Consider the following 13,684-nt stretch of genomic DNA (forward strand, 5'->3'; position numbering starts at 1 on the left):
AACAAATCACAAACATGAAAATAGAAATTAAACTGGTGACTTCACGGAAAGAGATTGAAGATGGATTTCCTTTGGTGGTGGAAATTAAGCGCCACAATAAAAGGGAGTCTAAAACGATTTCTTTAAGTAATAAGCCTGCTTGCGCTTATAAAAAAATTATATTTGTTTGCTTTTTTCATGTTCACGAGCTTCTAAGTAATGTATATATAGTAGTATAGCTGATAAATGAGTTAAGTTTTGCGTTGCTAAATTACTATGTTTTATAATTAATTTAATTTTTACAATTATGACAGACGAATTCAAAAGCATTGATTAAGAAGATATCGCTCTTCTTAAATTTCCAACAACAGAGGTTCTTGATGATGTTAACGAAATAAAAATTGGAACAAGTGAAATCAATAGAGCGTTATCGCTTGGGAATTTAGAGCATTCTAAAATTAAAATTTTCTTTGAGTATACCGAATCCAAAAAATTTGTAGACACTACCGCTTGGGCTGTTACAGACAAAAACGTGCTGTTGAAACAAGGTGTGATGATTCCAATTCACAGGATTTATAAATTGTTTTAATGGCTACTAATTTTTTTATTTGGAGCGCTTTTCCATCACTCCAAGTTTTAGTGCAATTGTCACGTTCGTGATTATTAAAATTAATTGTTGTTCAATTTTTTAGTGTTCACAAGTGGAATGCATTTGCTTGGATGGGTTTCCGTGATAAGCGATTCATTTTGATTGGAGTTCAGCTTTTATATAAGTTCATAACTAATTCAAAAAAAAACACTAAATAGTTATATTTTAATCTGGCTAAAATCAATTTAAAACGTATTCAACCTTAATTATTGATTATTTCAAATTTCTTACTTTCAAAAGTTCTTCCAAGTCTTTTCTTTTTTTATTTCTAGGGTCATTAATCATTTTGTAGATAAAATACAAAGGAATTAATGTAAGTATCCCCCAACTGTTTTTAACAATACTGTAAAATATTATTCCCACTAAAAATCCAATAATCAAGGCATTAGTAATCGAAAATGATTTCATTTTTTTTGCTTCGTCTAATAATTCTTGGTCAGTGAATTCTGAAAAGTCTTTGTTTGTCATTGTTTATTTTGTTTCATGTTGTTAATTATGCAGTCGTCAGCATAACATAAGCTAACGTTTTTGAGCTCAGCGAAGGTGGGCTTTAGAAAGTACAAATGTTCAGCCTAGTAACTAAAGCCTCACTTTTGCCAAACCCTTATTAGCAGTTCGTTGTTATTATTCGTTAATTATTTTCGTTTGTTTGTGATAATAATCTCTTTACTAAATCAAAGTCAGTTGCGTTGTCACTTTTAATTATCATAAAATATTTTGTCTGCCAAGTTTGTGTTTTTTTCGCTTGTTCATTTATTGCAAAATCCCAAGTTGGATAAATTCTAATTCCACGTTTTCCAGTTTTTCCGTTTCGTGTTATTATTCCTTTGTCAGCCAACACCGATTTCGGAAAAATAAATTGTCCGAAATTATCGTTATTTCTTGCTGTGATAATTACAAAATCAAAATTGTCTAAAGGTTCAGTAATTCCATCTTTGTTTCGTTTCCACACCGTTACAAATTGACCTGCTTTTTTAGGTGTAATTTTAGAAATTCGTTGTTGAATTTTTCTTCCGTTAAGTTCAAAAGTGCATGCGCCGTATTGTTTACTTTCTGTGTTCTGTTTCAAGTTTGTGAAATCAAACCCACATTTGTCATAAACCAATTCTTTTACAACTTTTAGGTCGCTATGAATTGATTTTAAAAGTGTTAAAGTGTTTTCGGTTGTCATTTTTCCTGTCAATATTTTGTTTGTTCGTTTTTTGTTTGAATATCGTTTTATACTTACAGCTAAGGTTCTGGTACCAAAGCGGATTTGCCAAATCATCCCAAATACAAAATCATCTTTCCCTTTAGTCTATTGCCAAATCCATTTTGATAGTTGTTGGTGTATTATTGCTTTTATTTTTAAATGCAGTATTCAAGTAATGCCAAATATAAATTCCTATGTTGAATTGGCAAGTTTTCTGTTGTGGGCGTTGTATAGTTTTCAATAAACTTAAAACCATAACTTTGATAGTAATTCAAAATACTTTGATTATCACCCCAAGTATCCATTCTTACATATTTTAAGTTTTTCTGTTTTCCAAACTCTTTAGCCCAAGAAAGGATTTTTTCAAATTGTTTTTGTCCTTTATATTTTGGATTAACCACAATTCTATGTAAATAAATAGCGTCTTCTTTCTCTTTTTCACGCCATATAATTCGGTCATTGAAACAAATACTAAAAACGCATAAAATTGTATCCTCTTCAACAATTTTGAATTGAAGTTTATTTTTAGCGTCAGCTTTTAATACATTTTTGTCATATCCATTCCAAACAGGAAAACCCTTGTTCTTTTGATAAAGTATTGCTTCATCAAAAAGTTGACAAATAAATTCAAAATCATCAACAGTTGTGTTATGAATTGTGTTCATGAAATCTTTTTTTCTGGTAATTCGAGTTAGATAATTTGATTATTTAGTGATGCAATTACAGCATAACGTTATGCCACTTTGAGATGGCTGGAAGTTCGTAAACGCTCAATTTTCGGCTTATTCTAAACTTGATGCGAAACGGTAATTCCACTAAACTCCAGCTAGCTCAAAATGGCTGTTGGCAGTTGTGTTTTATTATAATATTGAATTTTTAAATGTTGTAAAAAAACTTTGCTTCTGATTTTTTAAATCAACAAATACCGAAACAGAGTTTTTTTGCCTTTGTATTTTTTCTTTTTGCATCATTTCTTTTTCAGTTCTATAAAGCCAAGCAATTGAACCAAAAGCTAAAGGAATCATCGATAAATTATTTTCTATAAGCGGAGTCCCTAAGCTAGCTATAAGCTAATATCTTCTTGAATTTTCAGCTTGTTTTCTTATATCCATCCATTCTGCTTCAGCTATTTTTACTTCATCAATAAATTCTTCTTGCAATTCTTTAACCTTTTGCTCATTTAAGTTTTCAATACTAATATCATTTAGTTCTGAATAAATTTTTTTTAATTGGCGTCTTACACCTGATAATTTTTCTTCTTTCCTTAATTCAAGAGCAAAATTTGTATCAACATTATTTAAAAAAGTTAATGGCATATTCGAGTATAATTTATTGGCTTTTAACCAGAAATCATCTTTTCCAAAATCTTTTATTTGATTCCAATTAGATTCTGATGCAGTATAAATATTTGCATTTGTAATTTCTGATATTTTAATTATAGATTCAAGGGATCCACCACCTCTTGTTGCCTTTAGCATATCTCCCTCGAGTGGAATGTTTAATTTATTATAAAGGGGATTTATATTTTTTTTCCAATTAATTATAAATTCGGCAAATTCAATTGCCTCATCTTCTGTAAATGTTGGTTGTTGCATTTTTATTAGAGATTCAACAATGTGAGTTTTGCTTTTATTTACAAAATTACCCCCTAATATCTCTGCTAGAGTTTCATACATTATCTGCTTGTCAAAATTACCATATAATAGTTGATCCTCTAAATTTGATACTCTTTTTGTAGCTTGACTTCTAATTATTTCACTTAACTCCGTATCATAATCGCAAGGATTTATAATTAATTTTACAACTCCTGCTTTTACCCATTTTTGAATAATAATATAAAAATACAAAGCCTCTAAAAAATCTTGAAGCCATAATTTTGGGTTTTTTCGCGGATCAAATTTTTGATTTGTTATTGATGGGTTTTGGAGAGGATGAAACACAATTATTTTATCCGAATACAATGAAAATCGTACTACTTCATCAATTATCTTACTTGCTTTAATATTACCGAAGTGAATAGTTGAGAAAGTATCTTTCGTTTTTTCAAGCTCTCCTAAATAGTCATAGTTTCTAGGAAATACTTCTGCAAAAACTTTGTATGTTCTTTTTACTTTTTCTAAAGTTACATTTTTAGCAATTTCATCCCAATTCTTTGTTTTTCTAATTCCAAATAAATCATTTAGAAAGTCTAGAAAATACTCGTTTTTTAAATCAAAGTAGTCTTTAATCATTAAGATATTGTTCTATTAATAAAGTATTATTTCTCTGTCTGTGCTAACATTACTGCCAACTAATGTATAAGCGCTACAAACCTTCGTATATACACCTAAATACGGGTAGATTGGCGAAAGTTTGTTTCGATTTATGTTTTCTCAAATATATTAAAATTTTCTTACAAATTATCAAAAGGATTCTTTATTGAATGCCTTTACAATTATGAAGGGTATATATTTCCTAGTTCAGTTGTAGTCATTTCTGTTTTTTCTATAGAATTTAGGAAATCAAATAGTACTAAATTAGCCCCGATGGGAGCAAGTATCCCACGCTTTTGGGCGTGGATACTGCGGACAGCGGGACAACTCGTACTGGAAACCTTGTAAATTATCTGCTCATAGAAAAACAATGCGCATAAAAAAACACCAGCTTTGCGACTGATGTTCTCTTACTATTTGAAAGTTTTAGGAAGCTTGAATATCTTCCTTTTGATTGGTTTACTTTTTGCCAATGATTTTTTTGAATAGTGTTACAATTCCTAAAACAACAGCACCAAATATAAGTCCTATTAAAAATTCGGTTATGATGGACGGTATTTGGGGTAGTAAGTCGTGTAGGAACGGAATTTCATGTACAAATATTCCGCCTGCCACTAATAATAAAGCGATAGTTCCTATAACAGATAAACTCTTGATGACTTTTGGTAAGGCTTGTACCAGAATTGTACCTACTTTTTTTGTGAAACTTCCTTCCTTAGAACTCAGTTGAATCAGTTTTAAACCCGCTTCATCCATACGTACAATTAGTGCTACAATCCCATAAACGCCCACGGTTGCTATGAGTGCAATGATGGAAACAACCATTATTTGTGATGAAATGGGTTTGCCAATTACAGTTCCCAATGCAATAATTACGATTTCTACGGATAAAATAAAATCAGTTACTATGGCTGATTTTATTTTTTCTTTCTCAAAAGCTAGAATTTGTGCTTCAGTCAACGGTTCCAACGAAATTTCGTGTTTTGCATGCTCGTGCGGAAAGAAGTATTCGTATATTTTTTCGGCACCTTCGTAGGCCAAATAAAGTCCTCCAAGTACTAAGATTATGATAACAGCCACCGGTAAAAATGCACTCAACAGAAAGGCGATAGGCAAAATGATTACTTTATTGAGCAGGGAGCCTTTTGCAATTGCCCACAATACTGGTAGTTCTCTTGAGGAGATAAATCCAGAGGCTTTCTCTGCATTTACAGCTAAATCATCACCTAAAATACCAGCCGTTTTCTTAGCTGCCACTTTACTCATTACTGCAACATCATCCATAATTGCTGCGATATCATCTAATAATGCGAAAAAACCTGATGCCATTTTGATTGTTTTAGTAACTGCGCTGAACTATTTTTTATGAACGAAATTCCGTTTTGGCGCTTTGTTTGTTTATTCCTGCGAATCTAAAACTTTTTTTATTTACTCTATTTATAAAAGAGGTGAATTTTTAGTTAATATTCATCCAAACCTTTCTGCAGTAGTATACTGTTTTTATTTACTTTTGAAATAAAAATAATTATGGGTTTTAACCATGTATTTAAAGCTAAATTAGATTGGCTTTTTTCTAAAAAGGAAACGTCGAAATATACTAAAAGTCATTCTATATCCATTGATGGCAAGGCTGTTCTTCATGTTTCGGCTGCCAAAGCTTTCAAAGGAGATTCCGCTTTGTATAACCCTGAAGACCTGTTATTGAGCAGTGTGGTTTCTTGTCACATGATGTCTTACTTATATGTTTGTAAACAAAATGATATCGATGTAGTGTCATATACAGACGAAGCGGAGGCAACTCTGGAAGTTTCGGCTGACGGAAGCGGTCGTTTTATTGCCATTAAACTCAATCCTAAAGTTGGTATTACTAACAAAGATAAAATAGAGGAGGCGATTGGCTTGCACAAAAAAGCGAATGAACTCTGTTTTATAGCCAATTCGTGTAATTTTCCAATTCTGCATTTTCCTACTTGTGAAATTGCAGCTACAAATTAATGTTGGAACGCATTTTTATTTTTTTGGATACTGATTATAAAACAGCAATTTAATCTGGCGGGTTAATTCTAAAAAACAGGATGGCATAAAAAAACACCAGCCTTTTGACTGATGTTTTCATTAATTTTAAATTATTCCGATTAAGAAACTAACTCCGTTTGATTTCTAAAAACCAGTTTTCCATCAAAAGCATCTATCAAAACAATGCTGTCTGTTGATATTTTACCTGACAGAATTTCTTTGGATAATTCATTGAGGACATCTCTTTGAATGACTCTTTTCACCGGTCTGGCGCCAAATTGTGGGTCATATCCTTTCTCAGATAAATAAGCAATAGCTTCTGGAGTTGCGTCCATGGTGATGCCTTGAAGTGCGAGTATTTTAATAACACTTTTTAGTTGTAAGCCTACAATTTGAGAAATATTTTCAGTGGTCAATGGCGTGAACATCACAATTTCATCTATACGATTGATGAATTCCGGACGCACCGTTTGTTTCAATAATCCAAGAACCTCAACTTTTGCAGCTTCGGTTGCAGCTTCTACACTTCCTTTTAGATTTTCAAATTTTTCCTGAATAATCGGGCTTCCCATATTAGAAGTCATGATGATAATTGTATTTTTAAAATCGGCCAGACGTCCTTTGTTATCTGTCAAACGTCCTTCGTCCAAGACTTGTAGCAAGATATTAAACGTGTCCGGATGCGCTTTTTCAATCTCATCCAATAATATCACAGAATATGGTTTTCTACGAACGGCTTCCGTCAATTGTCCGCCTTCTTCGTAACCCACATATCCCGGAGGTGCACCTACCAATCGGCTTACGCTGTGGCGTTCTTGGTATTCACTCATATCGATACGCGTCATCGCATTTTCATCGTCAAATAGGTATTCGGCTAAGGCCTTCGCCAATTCGGTTTTACCAACTCCGGTTGTTCCAAGGAAAAGAAACGTACCAACCGGTTTTTTCATATCCTGCAATCCGGCACGGCTTCTGCGTACGGCATCACTTACCGCCTGAATGGCTTCTTCCTGTCCTACAACTCTGTGATGCAATTCATCTTCCAGTTTCAGCAGTTTTTCTCTTTCGCCCTGAAGCATTTTCATAACCGGAATTCCAGTCCATTTGGCTACGACTTCGGCAATATCTTCTCGGGTTACTTCTTCTTTTATCAACGAAGTTCCGGATTGGTTTTCCTGTAATTCTTTCAGTAAAATGTCAAGACGTTCCTGTGCTTCTTTGATTTTTCCATAACGAATTTCGGCTACTTTTCCATAATCACCATCACGTTCGGCGCGTTCGGCTTCGTATTTGAAATCCTCAATTTCGGTTTTTACCGCTTGAATATTATCGACAACATCTTTTTCTGATTTCCATTTGGCAAAGATTTCGTTGCGGTCTTCTTTGAGGTTAGCCAAATCCATACCTAGAATTTTCAGTTTGCTTTCGTCTTTTTCTCTTTTAATGGCTTCGATTTCAATTTCCAACTGCATTACTTTTCGATCTAAAACATCCAATTCTTCGGGTTTTGAATTGATTTCCATGCGTATTTTTGAAGCTGCTTCGTCCATTAAATCAATGGCTTTATCCGGAAGAAAACGATTGGTGATATAGCGTTGCGACAATTCGACAGCAGCGATAATAGCTTCATCTTTTATTTGGACTTTATGGTGCGTTTCATATTTTTCTTTGATTCCACGTAAAATAGAAATGGCGCTTTCAGTATCTGGTTCTTCAATCATTATTTTTTGGAAACGTCTTTCGAGTGCTTTGTCTTTCTCAAAGTATTTTTGATATTCATCTAACGTAGTTGCTCCAATAGCGCGAAGTTCTCCACGAGCCAACGCAGGCTTTAAGATATTTGCCGCATCCATAGCGCCTTCACCACCTCCGGCACCCACTAGAGTATGAATTTCGTCAATGAATAAAACAATATCACCTTCGGCAGAAGTAACTTCTTTCACCACAGATTTCAATCGCTCTTCAAATTCTCCTTTGTATTTGGCACCGGCGATCAATGCTCCCATATCAAGAGAATACACAATTTTATCTTTTAGGTTTTCAGGAACGTCTCCATCTACGATTCTATGTGCTAAACCTTCAGCGATAGCAGTTTTCCCCACTCCAGGTTCTCCCACTAGCATTGGGTTGTTTTTAGTTCGACGGCTCAGAATTTGCAATACTCTGCGAATTTCCTCGTCACGACCAATAACAGGATCCAGTTTTCCGGATCGAGCTAGTTCGTTGAGGTTTTTGGCGTATTTATTTAATGAATTATAGGTCTCTTCAGCAGATGCCGAAGTTACTCTTTCTCCTTTTCGCAATTCTTCTATTGCGGCTTTCAGGCCTTTTCCGGTTACGCCCTGATCTTTTAATATTTGGGCAGCTTTAGTTTTAGAATCAAAAATCGCCAAAATTAAATGCTCTACAGAAACGAATTCATCATTCATTTTTTTAGCGATAATTTCGGCTTCGTTCAAAGTTGTGTTAGCGGTTCGGGATAGCATTATTTCGCCACCGGAAACTTTCGGGAAACTCTGAATCGTGCTGTCTAATATTTGAAGAAATAAAGGAACATTCACGTTTAATTTTTTCAAGATGAAAGGCGCCACATTTTCATCGACTTCAAAAATTGCTTTGAAAATATGTTCGTTTTCAATTTGTTGCTGTCCTTGGCTTTGTGCCAATTGTTGCGAAAGCTGTATGGCCTCCTGCGATTTGATTGTGAATTTATTTATGTTCATGATGTTTTATTGTTTTGTGGTTATTTGATTAACTTTGCGAATCAATATTCAATTTATATTCCAATACAATAATACAGACAAATTGACAGAAATTTCATGATTTTTATCATGTTTGAAAGTCAAAATGTCTTAAAACAAGACAATTATGAGTTTTTTTAAAAATATGTTTAATAGTTCAGACGACAAGGATTTAAACGAAAACAAAATCAGCTGGAATGAACTAACTGATTTAGGGCAACTGAATGAAATTATTGCTATTTCGAATGAAAAGCCTGTAGCTATTTTTAAACACAGTACCCGATGCAGTGTAAGTAGGATGGCGCTGAAACAGTTTGAAAATGAGTTTAATATCTCAGATAAAGTTACGCCTTATTTTTTAGATTTAATAGCACATCGTGATATTTCTAATGAAATAGCGCATCGTTTTGGAGTGACGCATCAATCCCCGCAATTGATTTTAATTAAAGAAGGAAAAGCTATTTATAATGTTTCGCACAGTGATATTGATGCGGAAGAATTAGGTAAAAAGGTTTAAAATAATTAACCTAAATTTAAAATATAAAAAAATCCATTCGTTGAAGCGAATGGATTTTTTTGTAACAACTATTTTGGTCTTGAATTAATAAGAATCGTCCATTTTCTTTTTTATGGCATCCAAACAAAGGTTGTTGATACTTCCTTCGTGTGTATGTTTAGTTTCTTTTGGAGATTGAAAAGTACCATTTTCAAGTTGTTCGGCAACGGCTTTATATGCATCTCTAAAAGGCATTCCTGCAACTACCATTTCATTTAAAGTATCAACGGTAAACAAATAATTGTATTTTGGATCCGCAAGAATATTGTCTTTTACTTTAATATCTTTAATTGCAAAAATTGCGATATCCAAACAGGCTTTCAGGTTTTGAATGGCTGGAAACAATCCTTCTTTCAACAATTGCAAATCCCTGTGATAGCCACTTGGGAGGTTGTTGGTGATTAATGTTATTTCGTATGGCAACGCTTGAATTTTGTTGCATTTCCCACGAATCAATTCAAAAACATCTGGGTTTTTCTTGTGCGGCATAATGCTCGAACCTGTTGTAAGATGCGAAGGCAAAGTGATAAAATCAAAATTCTGGCTCATATACAAACAAACATCCATAGAAAACTTTGCCAAAGTTGCTGCCACGCTGCTCATAGCAAAAGCGACTGTTTTCTCTGATTTTCCACGGCTCATTTGTGCCGCTACCGAATTGAATTTTAAAGTTTCAAAACCCAATTCCTGAGTGGTGAATGTTCTGTTGATAGGAAACGAACTTCCGTAACCAGCGGCTGAACCTAATGGATTTTGGTCCACAATTTTCAAAGCGGCATTCAACATCGTAATATCATCAATCAAAGTTTCGGCGTAAGCAGAAAACCACATTCCGAAAGAAGAGGGCATCGCAATTTGAAGATGCGTATAACCGGGTAACAAAACATTTTGGTGTTTTTCAGCTGATTCCATCAGTAAATCAAAAAGGCTTTTTACTTGCTCTTTTAGTTCTTTAACGACATCTTTCAGATATAAATTAACGTCTACTAAAACTTGGTCGTTACGAGAACGGGCGGTATGAATTTTTTTTCCGGCGTCCCCAAGTTTTACTGTTAGTAAATATTCAATTTTGGAATGCACGTCTTCAAAGCTGTCTTCGATTTCGAAATTACCGTTTTCAGCATCTTTTATTATTTCTTCCAAAGCCAAAACCAAAGAAACGGTTTCAGAGTCTGTTAAAAGACCAATTTGTCCCAGCATTTTTGCATGTGCGATAGAACCTAATGCATCATATTTTGCCAGAACTAAATCCAGTTCTCTGTCGTTTCCAACGGTAAAATGTTCAATTTGCTTATCGGTTGGTATTCCTTTTTCCCAAAGTTTCATATTGTGGATAATTAGATTTTTAGACTGTTAGATTTTTAGCCCCGATAGCAGTGGAAATCCTTTTATTTTTTTCTTTAAAAAATAAAAGATTGCAACGTATAGCGGGATTAGCTCCTCCTTCGACTGCGCTCAGGATGGCTTTTATTGTTTGAAAAAATCAGTTAGTATTTTGATATACAACTGGATTCCTTCTTCTATTTCGTTTATAAATATAAATTCGTCTGCCGAGTGTGACCGCAGGGTTTCTCCCGGTCCTAATTTCAAGGATTGACAACTCAAAACCGATTGATCTGAAAGGGTAGGCGAACCATACGTGGTTCTTCCCAGGGCAATTCCGGCCTGTACTAATCCGTGTGCAACAGGAATCGAAGATGCGTTTAAATGCATCGAACGCGGATTAATTTCAGCAGTTAAATGTTTTCTTACGGTATCTAAAATTTCCTGATTGTTATAGCGATCATTCACCCTGATATCGACAACCAAATGACATTCCGCGGGAACTACGTTGTGTTGTTTTCCGGCTGTGACTTGTGTTACGGTCATTTTTACGGGACCTAAAACCTCCGATATTTTTTCGAATTGATAGCTGTTAAACCATTCAATAGCGGGTATCGAATTGTAAATAGGATTGTCTGGATTGTTGTGTGCGGCGTGACTGGCTGTACCTTTTACGATGACATCGAGTACCAATAAACCTTTTTCGGCTACGGCCAATTGCATCAGGGTTGGTTCACCAACAATGGCACACTCCAATTCCGGTAAATGTTTCAATACGCTGTTTAATCCATTTTTTCCGCTGCTTTCTTCCTCGGCTGAAGCGACCATCACAATGTTGTAAGGCAGATTTTCATTCGAATAAAAATGTACAAAAGTGGCTAAAAGCGAAACCAGACAACCACCCGCATCATTGCTTCCCAATCCAAATAATTTACCGTCTTTCACTATGGCTTCAAAAGGATCATTGGTATAACCTTGGTTCGGTTTTACGGTATCGTGGTGCGAATTGAGTAAAAGTGTTGGTTTGGCTTTATCAAAATGTTTATTGAAAGCCCAAATATTATTATTCTCTCTTTCGAAAGGGATATTATTTTGTTTAAACCAATTTTCGATTAAAAGCGCTGTTTGGTCTTCTTCACTTGAAAAGGAAGGCGTTTCAATCAGCAATTTTAATAGCGCAATGGCTTCTTGTGTAAGGATTTCTATACTCTTCATAGTGTAATTGTAGTGTACAATGCGGTCTTGTCTTGTAACATTCTGTGATGACCAATTTTTATTTTTTGAACTCCTTTAGATAAACTATTGAAACAGTTGTCTAATTTAGGAATCATGCCTGAATGTATCGCTTTTTCGGCTTTTAATTTGGTATATAATTCTTGATTGATGTTTTCAATTACGGAAGAATCATCTTCTGCATCATATAAAACACCGGGTTTTTCGAAACAGTAATTCAAAGTGACATCAAAAACTTCTGATAAAGCAATCGCCAATTCACTGGCATTCGTATCCGCATTGGTATTTAATAATTGTCCTTTTCCATCGTGTGTGATAGCGCAAAATACGGGAACGATATCATTTGAAAGTAACGTTTCTAATAATTGTGTATTCACTTTTTTTACATCGCCCACAAATCCATAATTGATTGTTGGGTGGTTTCTTTTATCGGATTGAATTAAATTCCCATCAGCACCGGAAAAACCCATTGCATTGGTGGAATTTGCTTGTAATTGAGCAACGATATTTTTGTTGATTTGACCTGCATAAATCATCACAACTACATCAAGCATAGCGGCATCGGTAATGCGTCTTCCATCAATCATTTGAGGTACTAAACCAATGCTTTCCGCCATTTTGGAAGCTGATTTTCCGCCGCCATGAACGAGTACTTTATAGCCTTCAATCCTAGAAAAATCAGATAGAAATTGTGATAATTCCGTTGGATTATCGATGATGTTCCCTCCAATTTTTATTATCGTTACCGGTTTTTTATTTTCCATTTTCCAATATTTTTTGCAAAACTAATTGTGCGGCATAGGTTCTATTGTTGGCTTGTTCGATAACAATTGAATTTTCGCTGTCAATCACTTCGTCGGTTACAATTACGTTACGTCTTACCGGCAAACAGTGCATGAACTTAGCATTGTTGGTCAGTTTCATTTTATCGGCAGTTACAGTCCAGTTTGGGTCGGAATTTGTAATCTGACCATACTCCTTATAGTTGCTCCAGTTTTTTGCATAGATAAAATCGGCATTTTCGAAAGCTTTGTTTTGGTCGTATTCAATCTTGGAATCTTTAGTAATTTCAGGATTCAATTCATAGCCTTCCGGGTGCGTAATAACAAAATCAGCATCTTGTAACTGCATCATTTCCACAAAAGAATTAGGCACAGCTTGAGGCAAAGCTTTAGGATGTGGTGCCCAAGTCAAAACTACTTTTGGCCTGTGTTTTGTTTTGTATTCTGCCATAGTAATGGCATCTGCAAGAGATTGCAACGGGTGTCCCGTGGCACTTTCCATATTTACTACTGGAACGGTAGCATATTTTAAGAAACCTGAAAGTACGATTTCGGCATTGTCTTTTTCTTTGTCTACCAATTCGGCAAAAGCTCTGATAGCAACAATATCGCAATATTGAGAAACCACTGCTGCCGCCTCTTTAATGTGTTCCGAAGCACCGGAGTTCATGATGGCTCCATCTTCAAATTCAAGTGTCCAACCTTCATTGGTAAAATTCATTACCATGACGTTCATTCCTAAATTCAAAGCTGCTTTCTGCGTGCTCAAACGCGTTCTCAAACTGGAATTAAAAAACAACATTCCTAAGGTTTTGTTTTTACCCAGTTTTTTGTTTTTTAGTGGTTTTTTCTTGATTTTCAATGCTTGTTTCACCCATTTATCGAGCGAATCTATGTTTTGTATGGAGATGTAGTTCATTGTAATTATATTTTAGGTTTTTGGACGCGGATTAAACGGATT

At 34.7% G+C, this 13,684-nt stretch carries 14 protein-coding genes; 3 read left to right on the forward strand and 11 right to left on the reverse strand.

Annotated elements, in window-relative coordinates; translation table 11 throughout:
• The first annotated feature begins 14 nt into the window (after positions 1 to 14).
• The gene (locus BC952_RS08030; RefSeq protein ID WP_121365109.1) at positions 15 to 218 is read left to right on the forward strand and encodes a hypothetical protein; all 204 of its coding nucleotides are present in this window, start codon (positions 15 to 17) and stop codon (positions 216 to 218) included.
• Positions 219 to 841: 623 nt separating this feature from the next.
• On the opposite strand, the gene BC952_RS08040 is transcribed toward BC952_RS08030, so the two are convergent.
• The 6 genes from BC952_RS08040 to BC952_RS08060 all read right to left on the reverse strand — a co-directional run bounded on the left by BC952_RS08040 (position 842) and on the right by BC952_RS08060 (position 5,401).
• Entirely contained in the window at positions 842 to 1,096 is a 255-nt protein-coding gene (locus BC952_RS08040) for an FUSC family protein (protein WP_121365110.1), read from the reverse strand.
• A gap of 163 nt (positions 1,097 to 1,259) precedes the next feature.
• Positions 1,260 to 1,799 (reverse strand): MepB family protein, encoded by a 540-nt coding sequence (locus tag BC952_RS08045; RefSeq protein ID WP_121365531.1) that lies wholly within the window; start codon positions 1,797 to 1,799, stop codon positions 1,260 to 1,262.
• A gap of 176 nt (positions 1,800 to 1,975) precedes the next feature.
• Positions 1,976 to 2,485, reverse strand: coding sequence for a GNAT family N-acetyltransferase (locus tag BC952_RS08050; RefSeq protein WP_121365111.1), 510 nt, complete (start codon positions 2,483 to 2,485; stop codon positions 1,976 to 1,978).
• Positions 2,486 to 2,680: 195 nt separating this feature from the next.
• Entirely contained in the window at positions 2,681 to 2,845 is a 165-nt protein-coding gene (locus BC952_RS14850; protein WP_167445732.1) for a hypothetical protein, read from the reverse strand.
• Positions 2,846 to 2,890: 45 nt separating this feature from the next.
• Positions 2,891 to 4,051: a hypothetical protein gene (locus tag BC952_RS08055; RefSeq protein ID WP_121365112.1), complete on the reverse strand. Its 1,161-nt coding sequence runs from the start codon at positions 4,049 to 4,051 to the stop codon at positions 2,891 to 2,893.
• Between the two features lie 480 nt (positions 4,052 to 4,531).
• Complete coding sequence (locus tag BC952_RS08060) at positions 4,532 to 5,401, reverse strand: DUF808 domain-containing protein (RefSeq protein ID WP_121365113.1); 870 nt, start codon at positions 5,399 to 5,401, stop codon at positions 4,532 to 4,534.
• Positions 5,402 to 5,599: 198 nt separating this feature from the next.
• Here BC952_RS08060 and BC952_RS08065 point away from each other — a divergent pair, with 198 nt between their 5' ends.
• A complete protein-coding gene (locus BC952_RS08065) occupies positions 5,600 to 6,067 on the forward strand; it encodes an OsmC family protein (RefSeq protein ID WP_121365114.1) in 468 nt (155 codons plus the stop codon).
• Positions 6,068 to 6,207: 140 nt separating this feature from the next.
• Here the strand turns inward: BC952_RS08065 and clpB are convergent, their stop codons facing one another.
• A complete protein-coding gene (gene clpB / locus BC952_RS08070; protein WP_121365115.1) occupies positions 6,208 to 8,811 on the reverse strand; it encodes an ATP-dependent chaperone ClpB in 2,604 nt (867 codons plus the stop codon).
• A 145-nt stretch (positions 8,812 to 8,956) separates the two neighbouring features.
• Between clpB and ytxJ the strand changes: the two genes are divergently transcribed.
• Positions 8,957 to 9,346: a bacillithiol system redox-active protein YtxJ gene (gene ytxJ, locus BC952_RS08075; protein WP_121365116.1), complete on the forward strand. Its 390-nt coding sequence runs from the start codon at positions 8,957 to 8,959 to the stop codon at positions 9,344 to 9,346.
• An 84-nt stretch (positions 9,347 to 9,430) separates the two neighbouring features.
• Here ytxJ and argH read toward each other — a convergent pair whose 3' ends face one another.
• From argH to BC952_RS08095, 4 genes are all read right to left on the reverse strand, one after another.
• Positions 9,431 to 10,711 (reverse strand): argininosuccinate lyase, encoded by a 1,281-nt coding sequence (argH, locus tag BC952_RS08080; RefSeq protein ID WP_121365117.1) that lies wholly within the window; start codon positions 10,709 to 10,711, stop codon positions 9,431 to 9,433.
• A gap of 141 nt (positions 10,712 to 10,852) precedes the next feature.
• Positions 10,853 to 11,923, reverse strand: coding sequence for a M20 family metallo-hydrolase (locus BC952_RS08085; RefSeq protein ID WP_121365118.1), 1,071 nt, complete (start codon positions 11,921 to 11,923; stop codon positions 10,853 to 10,855).
• On the reverse strand, positions 11,920 to 12,705 hold the full coding sequence (gene argB, locus BC952_RS08090) for an acetylglutamate kinase (protein ID WP_121365119.1): 786 nt from the start codon (positions 12,703 to 12,705) through the stop codon (positions 11,920 to 11,922). The genes BC952_RS08085 and argB overlap by 4 nt, the downstream gene beginning before the upstream one ends.
• On the reverse strand, positions 12,695 to 13,642 hold the full coding sequence (locus BC952_RS08095) for an N-acetylornithine carbamoyltransferase (RefSeq protein ID WP_121365120.1): 948 nt from the start codon (positions 13,640 to 13,642) through the stop codon (positions 12,695 to 12,697). Before BC952_RS08095 ends, argB begins: the two co-directional genes overlap by 11 nt.
• Between the last annotated feature and the right edge of the window lie 42 nt (positions 13,643 to 13,684).

It is taken from the genome of Flavobacterium limicola (assembly GCF_003634755.1).
Lineage (GTDB): Bacteria > Bacteroidota > Bacteroidia > Flavobacteriales > Flavobacteriaceae > Flavobacterium > Flavobacterium limicola.